Raw genomic sequence first — 18,402 nt, forward strand, 5'->3', positions numbered from 1 at the left:
TCAGACGGACTCGCCGAGCTGCGAGGAGGGAGGTTGCGAGGACGGGGGCTGCGAGGACGGGGGCTGCGTCGACGAGGGTGACGAGGGTGAGGTCTCGGGCGTACGGCGCCTGCGTACGGCCCAGAAGACGCCCGTGCCCGCGACGATCGTGACGCCCACGCCGATCACGCCCGCGAGCCCGCCGGAGAGCCGGCTGTCGGTGAGGCCCTCGACGCCGTAGTCGGCGAGCGGCGAGTCGGCGGCGGCGTGGTCCTCGGCCTTGGCGTCGATGCCCTTGTCGGAGGCCACCTTCTCCAGGCCGTCGGGGCTCGCCGAGGCGTAGAAGCTGACGAAGCCGGCCAGGACGAGGGAGGTGGCGAGCCCGGCCAGCCACACCTTGCGGTGGGACCGCGAGGCGGCCAGGGAGACCGGGACGGGCTCGGCGGCCGGAGTCGTGCCGGGCGTGTCGACCAGTTCGCCGTTGACCCGCAGTTTCAGGGGCGCGGTCAGGCCGCGGGCCCCGTACACAAGGTCCGGGCGTACGGCGATGACGGCGCCGACCGTGAGTGCGGTGATCGCGGCCTCACCGATGCCGATGAGGACGTGGACGCCGACCATGGCGGTGAAGACCTGCCCGATCGGGACGTCCGTGGTGCCCCCGATCGCGTAGATGAGGGTGAAGGCCACGGCGGCGGCGGGGACGGAGATCACAGCGGCGACGAACGCCGAGACGGTAATGGACCGACGCTTCCTGGGCAGGAGTTTTACGAGGCCGCGGAAGACGGCGTAGGCCACGACCGTGGTGACCACCGCCATGTTCGTGATGTTCACGCCCAGCGCGGTGAGGCCGCCGTCCGCGAAGAGGATGCCCTGCATGAGGAGCACGACCGACACGCAGAGGACCCCGGTGAAGGGGCCCACGAGTATCGCGGCGAGCGCGCCTCCGAGCAGATGTCCGCTGGTCCCGGCCGCGACCGGGAAGTTCAGCATCTGCACGGCGAAGATGAACGCGGCGACCAGCCCCGCGAGCGGGGCCGTGCGTTCTCCCCCGCTGACGTCTTCGCTCGACCGGGAGGCGCCCGCGAGCTCACGGCGGGCGCCGCGCAGGCTCACCGCGACAGCCGTGGCGGCCACGACTCCGGCGGCGGCGGAGACGGGCGCGTTGATGAATCCGTCGGGCACGTGCATGGAGGGCTCCGCTTCCGGGGGCAGGCCGACTGGTGATAACCGTTCGATGATAGTGGCTTAATGCGAACAGCTTGCAAGAGCGAGGTGACCTCGAATACGACTACGGCTCATCTAGGAGCGCATATCGGAAAATATGCGACATTAGAGAAGGATCAGTTCAAAGAGGGAGCGATCGATGTCCGCCGTTGAGCAGTACGCGCGCGCCCACATCGTGACGGACGAGGCGCAGGATCCGCCCGCCGTGCCGGTGGCCCTTCGATACGACCCCGAGGCCGACCCTCAACAGGTGCACATCATGCTGCCCGGCCACCACGAGTGGGTTTTCGCCCGCGACCTGCTCGAACAGGGGCTACGGGCGCCGGCCGCCGCCGGGGACGTACGCATCTGGCCCTGCGGCCGGGTCCAGGCCGTCATGGAGTTCCACTCGGCGAGAGGAGTGGCGGTCGTGCAGTTCGAGACGAAGACCCTGATCCGCTTCCTGCGCCGGACGTATATGGCCACACCGGTGTCCAGCCAGAGCTAGTGCCTGTTGCGGCACTGGAGCCGCGGCCGTGTGCAGCCGCGGCCGGTCTGGCCTGATCCGGCCTGTTCCGGTCCGGTCCGGGTCAGCTGCCCGCCTTCAGCAGCGCCGCCACGATAGGACCGGCCGTCTCGCCGCCGTGGCCGCCCTGCTGGACCACGCCCGCGGCGGCCAGATCGCCCTTCCAGGCCGTGAACCAGCCATTGGGCTTCTTCTGGTTGTCGACCTCCGCGGAACCGGTCTTGGCCCCGAAGTCGGGGCCGAGCCCGGCCATGGCCTCGGCCGCCGTACCTGCCGCGGCCGTGTACTGGAGGAGTTCCTTGAGCTGGGCCTGGGTGTCGGCCGACAGCGAGCGGGATCCCTTCGCGAGCGTCCGGTCGTCGACCGTCACAGGCACCAGATAGGGCTGGCGGAACGTGCCCGTCTTGGCCGTGGCGACGACCGACGCCATGTTCAGCGGGTTCATCCGCACCCCGCCCTGCCCGATCAGCGAGGCCGCCTTCTGGGCCTGCGACTGCACCGGCACCGAGCCGTCGAAGGTCGGCACCCCGATCGCCCAGTTGTCCATACCGAGGCCGAACACCTGCTGGGCCTGCTTGGTCAGGTCGTCGTCGCTCAGCTCCTTGGCCTGGCTGATGAAGGCCGTGTTGCAGGAGCGCGCGAAACTCGCCTTGAAGGTGCCGCCCTTGATCTGGAACTTGTCGTCGTTCTGGAACTTCCAGCCGCCGTACGTCGAGTACTTGGGGCAGGGGTGCTCCTTGTTGACCGACGCGAGCCCCTTCTCGATGAGCAGCGAAGCCGTGACGATCTTCATCGTCGAGCCGGGGGCCAGCGAGCCCTGGAACGCGGTGTTGAAGCCGTGCCCCGAGTTCGCGACGGCCAGGATCTCCCCGGTCGACGGCCTGATCATGACCGCCGACGCTTTGGACTTGGCGGCCACCTGCTGCTCGGCGGTCGCCTGCAGCGCGGGGCTGAGCGTCGTACGGACCGTGCCCGGCGTGCCTGAGCTCAACTCCAGCAGCGTCTTGTCAGGGTTCTTGCCGGAGGCCCCGGTCTTCTTCGCGCTGCTGGAACTCTTGCCGTCCTTGGCATCCTCGGAGCCGGCGCGGATCACCCGCAGCTCGACGCCCGCCTTGCCGCCGGCCTTCTTGCCGTACTTCTCCCGCAGACCGTCCAGGACCGTCCCGAGGGAGGGGTACTTGGCGGTGGTCAGCTCGCCGCCGTCCCGGTCCAGGGCCTTGACCGGAGGCGTCCCGGCCGCACCGGTGACCAGCTTGTCGCCGTCCTCCAGCTCCGGGTGCACGACCGCCGCGTGCCAGTCGACCAGCGGTTTCCCGTCCTTGGCGCGACGCACGACGGTGAGCTGGGACTCGTACGCGAGGGGCTTGGTCAGGGTCTTGTACGCGACCGTGCCCTTGACGGCGAACGGCACGGCGTCCCCGGAGCGCTTCTTGGCGGTGAGCGTCACATCCTCGATGTACGCCTCCTTGCCGTAGCCCGTGAGCAGGGTGCGCGCCGCCGTGGTGTCGTTCGTCGCGGCGGCGGCCTTCTCGACGTCACCGCTCTGCCAGGCCGTGAGGAAGGCGGTGGCTGTGGACTTCACCTCGGCCGCCGACAGAGGGCCGCTCTTCACGGGTTCGGCGCCGGAGGACGAACCCGCGTCGGCCGCCGCGCCGCCGCCGTACAGGGCGTAGACGCCGAACCCCGCACCGCCCACGACAGCGGCGATCATCCCGCCGATGACGGCGGGCCTGGTCCTGCCGCGCTCAGTCGCGCGCCTTCTGTTCCCCACGGCTTCCGTTCCTTCGCTGCTTCCCCGACGCCCTGACCGGCCCTCTGCGAGTCCCTGCCGACTTTACGAGTCCCCGCGTGCTCCCGAGTCCCCGCACGCTCCCCGAGTCCCTGCCAGCTCTACTAGAACGAGAGCCACCACCCTAGAGTCCCGGCCTGTGAGGGTGAGTTCAGCCAGCTGTCCGTAGCACAGCTGCGACAATCGGACCCGCCGCGTCCCCTCCGTGGCCGCCCTCCTCCGTCATGGCCGCGGCCGCGATGTCGCCCCGGAAACCGGTGAACCAGCTGTCGGACGTCTCCTGGCCGTCGACCTCGGCCGAGCCGGTCTTGGCGCCGACGTCCCCGCCGAGCCCGGACATGGCCTCCTGCGCGGTGCCGCCGGTCGCGGTGAGCCGCATCATCTGCTTCAGCTGCGCGGCGGTGCCGCTCGGCAGGCCGCGGGCGGTGGCCAGCTCCCGGTCGTCGAGCTTCGGCGACACGAGATAGGGCTGGCGGAACGTGCCCGTGATCGCGGTCGCCGTGACCGAGGCCATGTTCAGCGGGTTCATCTGGACCTCGCCCTGGCCGATCGCGTTGGCGGCGCGGTTCGGGCCGCCGGACGCGGGGACGCTCCCGTCGAAGGAGACGATGCCCGTCTTCCAGTCCTTGCCCAGACCGAACCGCTCCTGGGCCTCGGTGGTGAGCGACTCGTCCGTGAGCGGCCGCTCGTCGGAACCGTCGATGAGCTTGATGAACGCGGTGTTGCACGAGCGCATGAAGCTGTTGGCGAGCGTGGCCTTCTCGTTGGGCTCCATGCCCTTGAGGTTGTTGAACTGCTGGCTCTGCCAGACGGCGGTCGGCGGACAGGGCGCCGGGCTGTTCATCGCGGTCACGCCGTTGTCGATGAGCATCGCCGCGGTGATGATCTTCATGGTGGAGCCGGGGGCGACCTTGCCCTGGAACGCCGCGTTGAAGGCGTCCTCGCGATGGTTCGCGACCGCCAGCACCTCCCCGGTGCTCGGTTTCACGGCGACCACCGACGACTCCGCGTACCGCGTGACGGCCTTCTCCGCGGCGGCCTGCGCGCCCGCGCTGATCGTCGTACGCAGCTTGCCCGCCTTGCCCTTGGCGAGCGTCACCAGCGTGCTGTCCCCCACGCTCTCGCTCTCGTGCTGGATCGCGAGCTCGACACCGGGTGTGCCGCCCGCCTTGTCGCCGTACCGCTCGCGCAGGGTGTCGAGCACGGGCCCGAGGGAGGGGTACTCGTCCTTCGCCAGGACGACGCCGTCGCGGTCCACGGCCTCGATGGGCGGGCTCGCGGCCTCGCCCGTGACGAGTGTGTCGCCGGTCTTGAGATCCGGGTGCAGGACGGACGGCTGCCAGTCGACGAGCGCCCGCCCGGTGGTCTTGCCCCGCACGACGGCGAGCTCGCCCTTGTACGTCAGCGGCTTGCTCCTGCCCTCGTACGAGACGGTGGCCGACACCTCGAACGGAACGGTCGCGCCCGTCGCCGTACCGGGCGTTATCTTCACTTTCCCGATGTGCGCCTGGCCGCCGTAGGCGACGAGCAGCTCCTTGGCGGCCAGGGCGTTGTCGGTCAGGTCCGCGGCGGTGGCGGCGTCGCCCTGCTCCCAGGCCGCGAAGAACTTCTCGGAGGTCTCCGCGACCTCGTCGTCCGAGGGCGGCCCGGTCTTCTCGGCATCGGCCGCCGCGGACCCGCCGTCCCCGCTGACGGTGCTCACGATGTTGTACGCGCCGTACCCCGCGCCCCCCACCAGCACGGCGAACACCCCGCCGACAATGCCGACCTTGACCCCGCTCCGCATCTCGCGTCCCTTCCCCGATCCTCCCCGTGCACCGTTCTGAACGCATTCTGAACGCGTTCAGAAAAGTGTCCCTGCGTCGCACTGTATGCGGGGAGAGTGACGGATGGGGGTGCTGTTCCCCGATTGTTAGGCGCGCGGGCCCGGTTGCCGGGCGGCACGGGCCGCGCCTGCGTCCGCCTGTCAGGGGGTGCACGCCTCGGCGATCGACAGGCCGTCCTCGTAGAGGTGGTGCCGGGTGATCCGCCCGCCCTCGACGGTGAGACGCAGCGCGAACGGCCCCTCGAAGGACTTCCCCGTCGCCCGTACGGTCCCGGACAGGTGCCCCGTCAGGACGGCGTCGGTGCCGTCGACGAGGAAGGCCGTGACAGAGGCGCGCGCGTCCTCGGGCACGGTGTGCTCCGCCAACTCCGTGAACTGGGCGGCGCACTCGGCACCGGTGGACCGCGGCCGGATCCACGGCACGCCGGGATTCCCGGCGAGCATCCAGTCGACGCGCTCGGCGAAGATCTGGACGAGCCGCCCGGTGTCCCCGGCGAGCCGGGCGGCGAGGAACTCCTGCACGACGGCGCGGGTGGCCTCCGCGGGGGAGGGGGCGTTGCCGGTCGGGGTCGCCGTGGTGGGGGCGGTGGCGCCGACGGCGGACGTGACGGACATGGCGATCTCCTCGCTGAGGCGGCCGGACCCCGGCGGGGATTCCCACCGAGGTGCCCGATCCTGCCGGGGGCGGGGAGAGCGGTCGATTACTTCGGAAGTAAGGGCGGGTACTCCGGGGGCGGTGGCAGGCCAGACCCAGGTCTTCAGGCGTGTAGGGGGCTGGCGGCTGTCAGGTCGGCAATCGCCAACGCGGCCCGTCCGGGTGCCCCATCCACACGATCTGCTCCACGTCCGTGACGGTCATTCCGAACGACGCCTGGTCGGGTGATCCCGCCTCCTGCCAGGTCATCAGCGCGTCTTCGACCTGGTCCCACAGGCTCAGGGGCCCGTCTTGGTGGACGGTCCAGCCGTTTCCGTGTGGTCCTGTCCAGGCCTGAGAACCGGTGGCCACGTCGAGGAGAATCACGTCGTCACCCACACGCATCAACTCCGCCGATTGCGCGGCGAGTTGGGCCACGAAGTGTCCGGTCCACCGGTCGAGCAGGGTGGGACTCACCCGGGTGAGACGGGTCCTGCCCGGGTGCGGGAAGAAGAGCGGGTGGGGAGGGCGCTCATGAGGGCGGGCGAGCATGTACGAGACGGCGTCCTCGGTGAAGCACCCGTGCGCGACTCCCTCGTCGTCGAGGGTGAGGCGGATCATGCCGGAGGCGAGCATCCAGCCGCTGAGGGTGGTGGTGATGCTGCCGCCGTCGCGGAGCTGGAACAGCCATGAGGGTGGGATGCTGCGTACGGCGCAGGTGGCGACGATGGCGTCGTACTCGGCGCCCTGCCGATGGCCTTGGAGGCCATCGCCGGTGATGAGGTTCGGGCTGTGTCCTGCGGCACCGATGTGGTCGGCGGCGAGGGCCGCGAGGCGCTCGTCGAACTCGATGGAGTAGACACTCCCGCCGCCCAGACGGTGGGACAGGATCGCCGTCGAGTAGCCGGTTCCGGTGCCGATCTCCAGCACCTTGTCGCCGTCCTGCAGTCCGGCGAGTTCGATGGTCCGCATGACGAGGGAAGGCAGAGTGCTGGAGGAGGTCGGGCGCCCGGAGCGCGGGCCGGAGGAGTCACCGGCGGCGATGCCGTCCACCTGCGTGACCCAGGTGGTGTCCGAGTAGGCCAGACGAAGCCATTCATCCTCGCCGAGATCTTCGCGGCGTACGGGTTCCCACTGTGTTCCGTGCGGTCGATAGATCGTTGAGCCGAGGAAGAGTTCGCGTGGAACGTCCTCGACAGCGGCGCGCCACGCGACGTCCGTCAGCAGTCCTTGGGCAGCGAGGGCGTCGGCGAGTTCCTTGCGGAGAGCAGTGGTGTTGGTCATGGGGTGTCCCGGTGGGGGTGCTGGAGTTCGTCGACGATGGCTGCTGTGATGCGGCTTGTGACGGGGTCGGGAAACCACGCGTACTGCCCGTTCGGATTGCACTCGTACCACCACCAGCAACCGTCCGGACCGAGCCCGAAGTCGAACGCTCCATAGGTGAGGCCGAAGGCGTCCAGGTAGGTTCGTACGCCGCTGGCGACGTCGGACGGAGTGTCGATCAGTGTGTAGGTGAGGTCGTCGTAGCGACGGCGCCAGTCCAGACCCGAAGACCCGTCGATGCGTACGGGAAACAGGCGGTCGCCGACAGCGGTGAGACGGATGTCGGCCGTCTTGTCCACGCGCTGCTGGAACAGGTGCATGGTCTGTGCGACGCCGGCTCCGAGTGCATGCGGCTCCACCTCCTCGACCCACACGGTGAGTGCGTGCCCGTCAGGGTCGGAGTAGTCGGTATTGTGCAGCGGCTTGTAAACCGTCGGTCCGTACTCGTCCGTGAACTGGCGAGCGCGTTCCGGATCGTTGGTGAGGAGCGTCGGGGGTACGCGGAGGCCACAGCGGGCGGCGGCGGCGAGCTGAGCGGGCTTGTACTCCGCGTCCCGGTTGCGCCAGGGGTGGTTGACGTAGTGCGTGCCCGGTAGAGCGGCGAGAAGGCCGCCCAGCCCATAGCGGGCCTGGTCCACGCACCAGCGGGCGTCCTGGCCGGCCAACCCGTTGGGAGCGTTGTACGGACCAGGGCGACGCCAGTACACCGAGCGAACGCGGTCGAGAGCAACTGCCCGGGTCGTGGTCCGTACACCGCCGGTGAGACCGACATCACCCACGCGCGCGTCAACGGTGACGGCAGCCGGAAAGTCGCCCGGGTCAAGTCGTACGACCGGAACCGACCGACGGTTCAACTCCTCGATGACCCCATCGGCGGTCGCGTCGTCGAGCTGGGTGACGACAAGAACGGGTGACGAGTTCAATCGCTGTCTCCCTGCTGGTCCATGCCTTCGTCGGGGGTCCCGTCCAGGCTCGTCCTCGTCTTCGTCTCCTTCGACGTCTCGGACCGCTTGTGCCGGTCCAATGCGGGGATGTCCAGCCCGTCCGGCCCCAGCCACCGCCCGGTCTGCGTCGTCAGGTCCAGCACCACCGTGGCCGGTACCAGAACAGCGGCGTCAGGGAACGGCCGCATCCGCGTCAGGCCGAAGGGGACGGGAATCGGTTGGTTCACGATGCTGGACTCACTCCGGGAGCGGGCGTTGGCCGCTGCCACACCGGCGCTCAGTAGTGCGGTGAGGGGCACGGGCTGGAGCGAGTCCCGTAGAGCGTCCCATTCGCGTCCGCCGTCGATCGGGCGCACCTGTACGTACGGGCCGACGAAGCCCATGATTCTGCCGATCGCCTGTCGCTGGGCGTCCTCGACGGTGTCGCCGAGGCGCGGCTCGTACTGCGCCCTTGCCACCGGCATTCCTCCGTATGTGGGCACCATGTTCGGCGTGGGCGTGATTGCTTCAGACATCCGCGATCCCATCTGTCGGTCTCTGGTCACACGTCAGATGGTGAGGGCGGGCAAGAACCACAAGTACCCCGGCGAGGGGCGGTCGGCCGTCCGTCAGACAGCCGAGCACCACTGTGCGAAGTGTGTGAGGCTCTCCGATTCGGCACGCTTCAACCTGCGCAGCGTGGCGGCGTCCTCACGGACCCACGGGTGTTCGCGGGTGTGCTGAGGGGCGATTCGGCGTGCGACCTTCAGCGATTCGAAGGCGGGGTCCGCGAGCCCTGACCACAGCTGGGCACGGGCCAGTTCGATGTAGAAGCCGGAGCGCCGCTCGGCCTGGAGGCCGGGCGTCGGCTGCCACCCCCGGGCGAGCGTGAGGGCATAACCCACGTGATCGGCCCCGAGGCCGACTGCGACGGACACCTCGTGGACGCGGACGGAATCCGGGCCGAACGCGGTGCCGTAGTAGACACCTTCGACTGTCCGGTCGGCGAGGGCGCGAGCTTCGTCAAGGTGGATCTGTGCGGCGGTGGCGTCGCATGCCCTGCCGGCGATGACAGCGGCCCGCATGTGGAGGGCGCCTTTTGCCGCTCTTTCGGATGCCGTGTGGGGTGCGGGTACGGCGTCGATCGCCCGTTCGAGGGCCTGGAGTCCCGTGGCATAGGCGCGAGCTGCGAAGAAGGTCTCCGTCCGTACGTAGGCCACGGCGGCGGTGAACAGCGGATGTTCCGTCTCGGGGACGATCCACCGCATGAGTTCGACCAGTCGGGCGGACAGGTCGAGGGCGCCGAACTTATAGGCCACGGCGTCCGCCGAGCGATAGGCGCTGACCAGGAGTTCGGCCAGTCCACGCCGCTCGTGGGCGGAGGCCGCGTGGTAGGCACGTGCGAGCTCGGTGAGCAGGTCGGGCAGCTCACGGGCCATGCGCGTGTACTGGGCGGCGAGGCGCCAGTGGACAGCTTCGGCGACCGTTGTGCGCAGCTCATGCAGAGGGCGTACGGGGCCGTCTTCCGGGATGTCATAGGCGGCCAGTGCGGCGGAGAGCGCGGGCAGCGCGCCGTGGACGGCGGTATGTGGTGAACGTCGGTCGGTGCGGAGCAGGGCCGGGTCGACGCCGAGAGCAACCGCGACGGCTTCAAGGGTCGCGTCGCTCACGCCACGTTCACCGCGCTCAATCTTGCGAATGGTGCCGAGGGCGACCCGGGCCGTGTCGGCGAGTCGTTGCTGCGTCATCTTCGGGTGGACGACGCTGCGGTAGTAGGCGATACGCCGGCCTACTCCTCCGTGAGCGGACGGTGCGGACATACGGGCTCCATTCGGTACGCCTGGTCCGGACGGTACCCATATCTGCAGGTGGCGCGTGTGCGAACAGCCAAGCAAGTCCCGGGCGGGTCCGAGGCCTTCTGCGCCGCCGTAGTCAGCCTGCGATGATCGATGTGAGCTGGGTAAGGCTGTCGATCCGCCAGTCCGCCGCTGCCACCAACTCCGGATCATCCGCCCACAGGTGCCCCCAGGGTCCACGGCGGAGGTGCGCTGCCCGCAGCCCGGCTGCCTTAGCCGGGAAGATGTCGTTGGCTGGGTGGTCGCCGACGTACACCGTCTCTTCCGGCGCGGCCTGCGCCACCTCCAGCACGCGCGCGAAAAACTCCGGCCGCGGCTTGGCCACGCCCCAGTCACCCGACGTCACGATCAGGTCCGCGGCCAGGTCCAGTGCGCGGAGCAGTTCGCCCGCACGGGAAGTCTGGTTTCCGGCGATGACCACACGGATCCCGAGCCTGCGAAGCTCGGACAGCGCGGGGCGGACGTCGTCATATAGATCGGTTTCGTCAAGCATCTCCCCACGACCTGCGACCTCACGCGCCCGATACTCGACGGAGAGATCGATCCCAGGCCTGGCCAGACGAACGGCATCGGCATTGTCCCGACCCTGGGCGACGACGGCACCGACGAGGGCTGAGAGAGTATGGCGAGGAATGTCGAGCCAGTCGGCCCAGGAGTTCCAGTAACGGTCGTCGCGGGCGATGGTCTCGCCTACGTCGAGGACGATGGTGGCAATCACCCTGGGAGCCTATGGCTTGACGTCCCCTGCTGGACGTCTGCCGACAGGGGACGCCTCGCGCGCTCTGTTCCCCCAGTCCCCAGAGCGCGCACCCAGACCCTCAGCCCTGACTGAATTGGTCGAGCTGCCCCGACTTGGCGGCGGCGATCAGCGCGGCGACCTCACCAGGCGAGTAGATCAGGGCCGGACCCTGCGGCGCCTTACTCTGCCGGACGGCAGTTCGTCCGTCGCCCAGGGCTGCGAACTCGAAGCAGTTTCCGTCCCCGGTCGAGGTGGACTGCCACTTGACGTCAAGCGTGGATGAATCCGGTATGACGTGCTCATTCATTGCGCTACTACCCCTTGTTGGTAGTGGTTCCTGTGTTTCTCGATCAGCTCAAGTGACTCGGGGGCGCTGGGTGCTTCCGAACTGAGGCGCCTGAACACCCTGCTGTATTCCTGCACATCGTGAACGTCTTCAAGGATTCTGTTACGCGTCAATCCATCAAGAAAAACGACGTCCGGTTCCCAGCGGACTGGGAATTGGAGGATCACGAACGGTTGGATTAAAGCAGCATGCAGCGGATGCTGTTCCGGCAGCACTTGCAAGTTGATAGAGGGGTTTTGCTCGCACGATTTCAACACGTGGTCGAGCTGCGTCGCCATGACGTCCGGCCCGCCGACCGCATGCCTTAGGACGCTTTCACTGATGATGCCCCAGAACACAAGAGGTTCCGCGCGTGTCAACACAGTCTGTCGGCGTTCACGGATCAATAGGCGCGCGTCACGTTGCGCCTCCGTGAGCCCTGGCATGTGCTGCGAAAGGACGGTTGCGGCATATTCGTACGTTTGCAGGAGTCCGGGAAGGAGGACGGGCTCTGCGTTGTAAAGCTCTGCTGCATCCTGTTCCAGCCCTACGTAGTCCGCGTATTGGGCGGAAACGGTCGACCTCAGGCGGACTTCCCAGCCATCGCGGGACGCTGTCCGGCAGCGCACTTCGCACAGGTATGAGCGCCACGCACGGTTATCGATCTTGTACCTGTCAAGAAGCGTCAACAAGTCCGTCTCTGACACGCCGGACCAACCGGTTTCGATGCGGGACAGTTTGGCTTTCGACCATCCCAACTCCCGCGCGACAGCTTCCAGACTGCCGTGCCCTGCCTCCTCGCGCATGTCGCGGAGGACATGAGCCAACCGGACCTGACGCGCCGTAGGTTCCTTGCGCGCTCCCACCCTGAACCCCCCTTAACCCTTTCTGGCCTGCGTGTACTTGGCAGCATGCACGTCAGCGAACCATGCCCGCGACCTCGTTGACACCCCCTCATCCGGGCGAACCTGCGGTGGAAGGTTGCACGTTGACCTCTGGGAGGTGCAACATTCCACGTATGCCTCTCTGTGATCAGGGAGGCACGCTCCGTACTTACGCGCCCTGTGAGGGATGAGTAGTCATGCCCAATGCTGTAACGCGTCGCCAGTATCCCATTGATCCGGAGTCGGTCGCTCTTGCGCGTAAGGACTGCCAAGACTTCATTTCTCAGTGGGCGGATTCTGCCGCTTGCGATTCTGTGAGTGATGATCTAGCGCTCATCGCAAGCGAGTTGGTGACCAATGCGATTCAACACGCACCAAACAGCGGGCCTGTATGTGTTGCAGTCGAGTGCTACGGCGACACCTTCCGTATTGAGGTGCGGGACGGGGGATGCGGAAATCCAGAAGTCCGGCCGTCGTCTGAGGTGTCGGAACGCGGTAGGGGTCTATTGCTGGTAGAGGTCATGTCGAGTTGTTGGGGGGTGGAAAGGGGAGCGCGGGGGGTGACCGTCTGGGCGGAGGTGAAAATTACGTAACCGGCGGCACGCGCTATACGCACGTGATTGGAGCGCTACCTGCTGCATCACAAGATCCCATCGGCACGCCCCTGCTCCTCCGCGAATCGTGCTGGACGGGCCAAAGGTCGCGTGTAGGTACCCCCTGAGTAATCAGTGAGCCTCCACACGCGCCCAAGTACGTATTCATCTGGGCGCGTGCGTCAGCAAACCCCGTACTGGCGCTGCATGCCGAAACCGGGGAGTGTCCGCAGCTAGCAAGGAGCTACGAACAGTGAATGAGTCTATCCGAATGGCGCTGGCCGGCGCGGGCGTCGTTCTCGCGCTACTGGCGCTTTGGCGCTTGTGCCGCCCTGGTCCTGGTCGACGACGCGCGCAGACAGTCATGAGCGCACATGTCCCCCAAGCGCCTCTCGCGTGGCCGGACGCGCCGGACCTCTACCGGGCGCGCTGGGTGCGCTGGTCCAGGCACGCGAGGGTCAGGCCCTTGCCGCCCCTCGCGCCGGAGGTCGACATGTGGTCGGTAGGCACAGGTGCGAACGGCAAGGCGGTATGGCGCAGATGGGAAGCACTGCATGGCCTCGCTGAACCAGCCGGATTGGTGCGGCAGTACGTGACCGACCGGGGCGCAAGCAAGGAGCACGTATGAACGCCGACCATGTGGCAGCTCTCCGGACTCCCAGTGGCTTGCCCGGGAAAGGTGGCTCGACCACTCCGCCCCCCTCCACGACGAACAGTGCCTCGCCTGTTGCTCTGTAAACGGACCGGCTGAGACGTGTGTCGAGGGGCGGCGCCTACATGGGGACTATCGCCTGTCGGTAGTCAGCACTCCTCAAGCGCAAGGCAAGAGCAGGTAACACGCCCCGATGGCTGCCGCTTCCGGAGGCGCCGCAGTAGCCAGGCGGACTCGCGTTCCCCTTGACGCCGGGCAGCGAAAGACCCCCAAGGGAACTCACGAGTGCTCGCCCCCTCCGTGTTCGTGTTGGAGGGGGCGATGCACGTGGAGCCGCCCCCGTGATCCATGAGGCTATTGTGCGTAGATGGCCGCAGTTCGCAGTAGAACCGGCAAGTCCGATCCATCGTTGTTCGTTAACAAGCTAAGCATTTCCCGCGAATGCAGGGCAGGATCTTAGGAGTCGACTGCCCGACTGAGCAGTGACCGTGCGTTTCACGCAGAGGCGCGATGGCTGCGCCTGGATGCCTGGACGACAAACACGGACCTCCAGGACTATTACCTGGCAGCATGGCTGTACCCAGGTGCGTACTGTCAGAGAGGGCACAGTCGTGAACGGTGGGCCCTCGGGTTTCTGGATGGCTCGCACAACGCTCTGCACGGTCGGAAGATCACGGCTTGACGGACAGATCCCCCTGCACTCAACCCGTTCCGATTTGCCGCTTGATTTGCTTTCTTCTGGTTATTCAGTCCGCAGCTTGCTAGAGAGCTTTGAGAAACGCTTGCACCTCGTTCATGTTGATCTGTTCAGCGTCGCGCGGGTGAACGATCAAAGACAAATTTCTGGTGATCAACTCTTCACGTGATTTTGCGACGAAAGAGAGCAGTATCATTTTCACAAGGCTCTCTCGTCCAAGATTTCCCACCCGTGCTAGATCTGAACCGAGAATTGGGATGGCAACGGAATTCAAGTGGCTGTGCTCGGAGATCGCAGACCAAGTACTGCTTAAGCTCTGCCACAGATCATTGACACTCGATCTGGCTACAAGGTTATTACTCATGCGTGAGTATGCTACACAGTAATGTCGAGCCGTTCCCTTGGAAAGGACGGCGACTGTACCGATAGGGTAGCGCTCACGCTTTCCTCTAGGCTTAGTTAGTTCGGCCTCGACGTGAGAGACCGTGTGTGCACTCAAAGCCGTGTGGAGATCCTCATCCAGTTCCGTCACTTGGTCACTGTAAATCGATTTGAGGAACTGTGCCTGGACACTCTCCGGAGAGATAATATCTCCGCCTTCGGTAGAGGTGTCGTAGAGGTCGGTAAAGCCAATGACTAGGTCGCAATTTTCAGTGAATAGATCCCCTGTCTTCACGGTGACTGTGAAATTTGGGTGAAAGAACTCGCGAGTGGCCAAATCGGTTGGTATGGATCTAGCGATGGCCCATATGGAAGAAGCGGCTAGCATTGCGAAAATAGCCCCTATTCCTTTTAGGGCTGAAATAGGGTGTACGGCAAGGGTGAGCTGAACGCCGCCCGCCAAAGTCGCAAAAGACATCGAAAAATGTGATGCGGCTAGACTCCAGCCTCGCCTGGATCGCAGCGCAGTAAAGGGGCGAGCTACTAACGATGGCAAGATTGACCCCTTGATTTCGTTAGAGGTTAGAAAGGAAATGACATAATTTCGCCACTTCCCTCGAATAGCACGTCAATGCTGAGGCCGGTTTGCTGGGCCACCTCTGCAAGTTGATCGCTAACGGCGTGTGCGTGATTGATGGACTTCTGCGTGCAGTGCACTTGGAAACCGCCTGCAACCCGCACCATGTTCTTAACTGAATCTTCACCAAGAATCGCGAGGATCCGCGTGGATGTGAGGCGCCGTGTGATTGCTGAATTACCTCGGATGGATGCTTTCAGCTCCTCAGCCGTGTGCTCCTCTTTTTTATTGGAGATTACGCTTTCAAGTTCCCCTATACGGGTATTCTGTTCCCGTACCAGCCCTACCAGCTCGTTCAGGATCTCCGACGTGTCTCGCGGTTGCACGTCACTTTGTGGACGCTCCTTGCGGATAATATTCAGGCTCTGGGTTAGATCGTCCCAGAACCTTTCGAAAGTGTTTTTGAGTCGCTCTTGGTCGACCGTCACGGCAGATTTATCGTTGATTGTCTTAACCATGGCCCATACGTCTTCTTCGATAATGCTGTCTGTTGCTTGAAATTGAGTCAAAGGTCCCGACAGATCTTTGATCGGCATATCGAGGAGAAATGGAATGAGCGAGCTTTCTCCCAACTCTCTAGAGAGGGCGCCAGATTCGAAATTGATCCAAGGTGCGGCTTGATTGTCACGGGTAACACAGACAATACCCAAAGAGCATTCCTGCAACTGGGTCGCGATTTTATTGAGGCCGCGCTCTCCCTTCGAAATATCCTGAGAGGATACGAACGGAGTGATAGCCTGGTTCATGTAAGGCAGCCAGTCGCGTAGCGCCTCTGCGCATTGCTTCGATGCGTCCCCCGACCAACTGATGAAGATTTGCACTCGCCTAACCTCTGATCTGTTCTGATGGGATGTGGGTCGAACGGTCGTCCGACCCACATCCAGGAGTTTCTCCGTGCGTCTCGCGGCCGTCATGGGCTGAGACGTTCAAGGACGTCGGATTGGTTTCAGTGTCGACGAAGTACGCGTACATGCGTTGTCGTTCATGCATTCGACGATTGCCTTCGCCGTGTATGAGCGCCCTGCGTGCCAGGAGGCGGTGATGTTCGATAGCTCAGGGGCGCTCGCCGGGCAGGCGGGCGCCCCTGTCCATGCCTCAAGCGGCCGGGCGGGCTTCAGCTTTCAGTTTACTCGTCAACCAATCCAGACCCTTGGGGGTGAAGAAGGTCTGCTCCACCCACTGGTAGCCAGTTTGAACGAGCTTCACCTCGGCTCGCCCTGCTTTGACGTGGGTCTCGTACGGCAATCGCCGGTTTTGTATCTGGAGGAATCGGATGTCCTCCCGGCGCAACAGTTCCATGAACTTGGTGCGCCCTAGGCCGCCTGTGACATTCGTAAGGGCTTTCGCTGCGCAACCCATGTCAATTAAACCGTCAGAGTCGCAGAACGCGTCCCATTTGCCGGCCTTGGGGGCGGCAACGGCGAGTGCCTGCTTGGTGGAGACGAGTTCGCGGGCCGCCTCTACGTACCTCTCTGCGAGGGCAAGAACCCCTTCGGGGGTGGCCACGTCAGCCGTCGGCTGCTGGATGGCTTCTGCTTCCCGTGTCCTCACGGCGAAGTACGTCTTGGCGGCGGCAACCTCGGGTCGGCGCCCATCGCCCGCAAGAGCGACGTGATAGGCACCGAATCGAGTCAAGCGGTAATCAGCCACACTCTGCTTACCCCAGCGGCCTCCCGTAATCAGTCGTGCCGCACGGCGGAAGTGATCAAGCGGGTCCAGCCCTGAAGCGGTGATCGCTTGCTGTGCTTTCTCGATGACAGTGACGAAGCGGTCCCAACGGTCGTAGCCCATGAGCTGCTGGAGGTCACGGGCGGACCAGCGTTCCTCGCCCTTGTGATCCAAGAGCATGATTTGATCGAATGGACTAGACCCCCCACTAGTTCCGCCCGCGGGCGAGAGGGTAGTGTTCGATTCGGACAAGGTTGAACTCCCTTGAACTCCTGGCTTGTGGCGGCTGCAACCGCACACTTGCTGTCTAGGCCGCCTTCACATTGAAGGCGGCCTTATGGCGTTCAGGTTACGGGACAACTCTGACGGAGAGTCATCCTTTACGTAGGCACTGAGTGCCGCGCATCTCATTGGAATCTTCGATTCCTTGGAAACCGCCAGTTGACAGTAGGCACGCCATGCCGCTCTGGTCCGATTCCTAAGCTTTTCACCCGGTGTCTTGTGATGGATGTCTCGCGTCGAATGGTGAACGGACGGCGCTGGACCTTCGATCTATAGGGGGCGCTCATCTGGGACGGTAGTTACGGATCGTGGCTGCGAGGTTGAACCGAGAAGCGCGGGCACGATGTCCGAAAGCGCCCCGGATGCGAACAGATTGGTGCTTGAGCGTGTCCACTTGGTGTCTCACTCGGGCCGTCTCTGCGCCGTTCATGGGTGGCCAACGACGACTGCCAGCGGCCAACAACGACTGAGAGGGTGCGGCAGTCCGCCGCACCCTCTCAGTTCGTTCGTCCAGCTAGACCCACGTATCAAGCCACATCCGCGCCCGCCAGTTGTCGATCGGGATTGCCTGGCCCGTGTAGATCGGCCAGAAATAGATGAAGTTCCGGCAATCGGGGCTGTTGGGGCCCCGACCAGCGCGTTAAGCACTGGCCGGGGCGGTGTCAGGCGGCATGGGCCGTCTGTGGGCCGTGATCTTGAGGAGTCGACGTCAGATAGAGGCTGTCGACCGCCTTCCGGGTGCGCCCCTCGCTGCTCGGCATCAGGTGCGTGTACGTCCGGAGGGTGAACCCCGGGTCGCTGTGTCCGAGGTACGAACTCAAGGCCCGGATGTTCTCGCCGGCGTCCAGCAGCACGGACGCGTAGAAGTGCCTGAGCGCGTGCATGCCGTCCTCGGGGGCCGGACGCGTACCGCTTGCCCGCCTCCCGTGCCGGGATGATGCCTGCGGCGGCCAAAGAGGCTTTCCAGTGATGCTCGTTGAAGTTGCTCACCCGCACGTGGTCGCTTCCGGGCCCGCTGAACAGCAGCCGCTTCGTCACGAGCGGGCCGTCCGGGGTGCGCCACGGAAGCGTCACGTCGACGGGGGTGAATGCTTTCGAGTGGTCGCGCAGTGCCGTGGCCGCAGCCTTCGGAAGCGGTACGTCCCGGACCTTGCCGCCTTTCGGCAGGGCGAACACGTACTTACCTCGGATGCGCTTGAGCTGATGCCCGACGGCCAACCAGCCGCCCTCGAAATACCGCACGGCGCGTCGCGAGGCTGGCGAAAGCCGTGGAGCTTTCGAGACCGAGATCAAGCGACTCGGGGGGGGGTGCCTCTATGTCCTTCGTCAAGGCACCCCTGTCGGGTTTGGGGTGATTCAGGCTTGCTGGGGTCATGCGGCGAGTTCGACGGCCGCAGGCGTGCGGGATTCGTAGAAGGTGCCGTCGCGGAGCATGGCGAACAGGACGCTGATGCGTTGGCGGGCGAGGCGGAGGAGGGCCTGGGTG

Annotated in this window: 15 protein-coding genes and 2 pseudogenes; 2 read left to right on the forward strand and 15 right to left on the reverse strand. The window is 65.3% G+C overall.

Features of this window, described 5'->3' with window-relative positions:
- Nucleotides 1–1,237 (reverse strand): annotated as a pseudogene (locus ACIOKD_RS39335) (energy-coupling factor ABC transporter permease).
- A 105-nt stretch (nucleotides 1,238–1,342) separates the two neighbouring features.
- Here ACIOKD_RS39335 and ACIOKD_RS39340 point away from each other — a divergent pair.
- Nucleotides 1,343–1,690, forward strand: coding sequence for an SsgA family sporulation/cell division regulator (locus ACIOKD_RS39340; protein WP_402093096.1), 348 nt, complete (start codon nucleotides 1,343–1,345; stop codon nucleotides 1,688–1,690).
- A gap of 82 nt (nucleotides 1,691–1,772) precedes the next feature.
- On the opposite strand, the gene ACIOKD_RS39345 is transcribed toward ACIOKD_RS39340, so the two are convergent.
- The 10 genes from ACIOKD_RS39345 to ACIOKD_RS39390 form a co-directional block, all read right to left on the reverse strand.
- Nucleotides 1,773–3,479 carry a penicillin-binding transpeptidase domain-containing protein gene (locus tag ACIOKD_RS39345; RefSeq protein WP_402093098.1) on the reverse strand — a complete coding sequence of 569 codons (1,707 nt, stop codon included), beginning with the start codon at nucleotides 3,477–3,479 and terminating at the stop codon, nucleotides 1,773–1,775.
- A gap of 169 nt (nucleotides 3,480–3,648) precedes the next feature.
- On the reverse strand, nucleotides 3,649–5,283 hold the full coding sequence (locus ACIOKD_RS39350) for a penicillin-binding transpeptidase domain-containing protein (RefSeq protein ID WP_402093099.1): 1,635 nt from the start codon (nucleotides 5,281–5,283) through the stop codon (nucleotides 3,649–3,651).
- A 180-nt stretch (nucleotides 5,284–5,463) separates the two neighbouring features.
- On the reverse strand, nucleotides 5,464–5,937 hold the full coding sequence (locus ACIOKD_RS39355) for a nuclear transport factor 2 family protein (protein ID WP_402093100.1): 474 nt from the start codon (nucleotides 5,935–5,937) through the stop codon (nucleotides 5,464–5,466).
- Nucleotides 5,938–6,106: 169 nt separating this feature from the next.
- Complete coding sequence (gene tgmC / locus ACIOKD_RS39360) at nucleotides 6,107–7,240, reverse strand: ATP-grasp peptide maturase system methyltransferase (protein ID WP_402093102.1); 1,134 nt, start codon at nucleotides 7,238–7,240, stop codon at nucleotides 6,107–6,109.
- Nucleotides 7,237–8,202, reverse strand: a complete 966-nt coding sequence (tgmB, locus tag ACIOKD_RS39365; RefSeq protein WP_402093103.1) for an ATP-grasp ribosomal peptide maturase — start codon at nucleotides 8,200–8,202, stop codon at nucleotides 7,237–7,239. Before tgmB ends, tgmC begins: the two co-directional genes overlap by 4 nt.
- On the reverse strand, nucleotides 8,199–8,681 hold the full coding sequence (locus tag ACIOKD_RS39370; RefSeq protein WP_402093104.1) for a putative ATP-grasp-modified RiPP: 483 nt from the start codon (nucleotides 8,679–8,681) through the stop codon (nucleotides 8,199–8,201). Before ACIOKD_RS39370 ends, tgmB begins: the two co-directional genes overlap by 4 nt.
- 150 nt (nucleotides 8,682–8,831) lie before the next feature.
- Nucleotides 8,832–10,022: a helix-turn-helix domain-containing protein gene (locus ACIOKD_RS39375; protein WP_402093105.1), complete on the reverse strand. Its 1,191-nt coding sequence runs from the start codon at nucleotides 10,020–10,022 to the stop codon at nucleotides 8,832–8,834.
- 112 nt (nucleotides 10,023–10,134) lie between these two features.
- Nucleotides 10,135–10,776, reverse strand: a complete 642-nt coding sequence (locus tag ACIOKD_RS39380) for an HAD family hydrolase (RefSeq protein ID WP_402093106.1) — start codon at nucleotides 10,774–10,776, stop codon at nucleotides 10,135–10,137.
- Nucleotides 10,777–10,876: 100 nt separating this feature from the next.
- Nucleotides 10,877–11,104: a DUF397 domain-containing protein gene (locus ACIOKD_RS39385; protein WP_402093108.1), complete on the reverse strand. Its 228-nt coding sequence runs from the start codon at nucleotides 11,102–11,104 to the stop codon at nucleotides 10,877–10,879.
- Nucleotides 11,101–11,988 carry a helix-turn-helix domain-containing protein gene (locus ACIOKD_RS39390; RefSeq protein WP_402093109.1) on the reverse strand — a complete coding sequence of 296 codons (888 nt, stop codon included), beginning with the start codon at nucleotides 11,986–11,988 and terminating at the stop codon, nucleotides 11,101–11,103. The genes ACIOKD_RS39385 and ACIOKD_RS39390 overlap by 4 nt, the downstream gene beginning before the upstream one ends.
- A 215-nt stretch (nucleotides 11,989–12,203) precedes the next feature.
- Between ACIOKD_RS39390 and ACIOKD_RS39395 the strand changes: the two genes are divergently transcribed.
- Entirely contained in the window at nucleotides 12,204–12,599 is a 396-nt protein-coding gene (locus ACIOKD_RS39395; protein ID WP_402093110.1) for an ATP-binding protein, read from the forward strand.
- 1,413 nt (nucleotides 12,600–14,012) lie between these two features.
- Here the strand turns inward: ACIOKD_RS39395 and ACIOKD_RS39400 are convergent.
- The 4 genes and pseudogenes from ACIOKD_RS39400 to ACIOKD_RS39415 form a co-directional block, all read right to left on the reverse strand.
- Nucleotides 14,013–14,807 carry a macro domain-containing protein gene (locus ACIOKD_RS39400; RefSeq protein WP_402093111.1) on the reverse strand — a complete coding sequence of 265 codons (795 nt, stop codon included), beginning with the start codon at nucleotides 14,805–14,807 and terminating at the stop codon, nucleotides 14,013–14,015.
- Between the two features lie 104 nt (nucleotides 14,808–14,911).
- Nucleotides 14,912–15,787 carry a toll/interleukin-1 receptor domain-containing protein gene (locus ACIOKD_RS39405; RefSeq protein ID WP_402093113.1) on the reverse strand — a complete coding sequence of 292 codons (876 nt, stop codon included), beginning with the start codon at nucleotides 15,785–15,787 and terminating at the stop codon, nucleotides 14,912–14,914.
- Nucleotides 15,788–16,061: 274 nt separating this feature from the next.
- On the reverse strand, nucleotides 16,062–16,814 hold the full coding sequence (locus tag ACIOKD_RS39410) for a phage antirepressor KilAC domain-containing protein (protein WP_402093115.1): 753 nt from the start codon (nucleotides 16,812–16,814) through the stop codon (nucleotides 16,062–16,064).
- Nucleotides 16,815–17,578: 764 nt separating this feature from the next.
- A pseudogene (locus tag ACIOKD_RS39415) lies at nucleotides 17,579–18,149 on the reverse strand (tyrosine-type recombinase/integrase); the annotation flags it as partial.
- Between the last annotated feature and the right edge of the window lie 253 nt (nucleotides 18,150–18,402).

The sequence above is a fragment of the Streptomyces sp. NPDC087844 genome, assembly GCF_044742785.1.
Classification (GTDB): Bacteria; Actinomycetota; Actinomycetes; order Streptomycetales; family Streptomycetaceae; genus Streptomyces.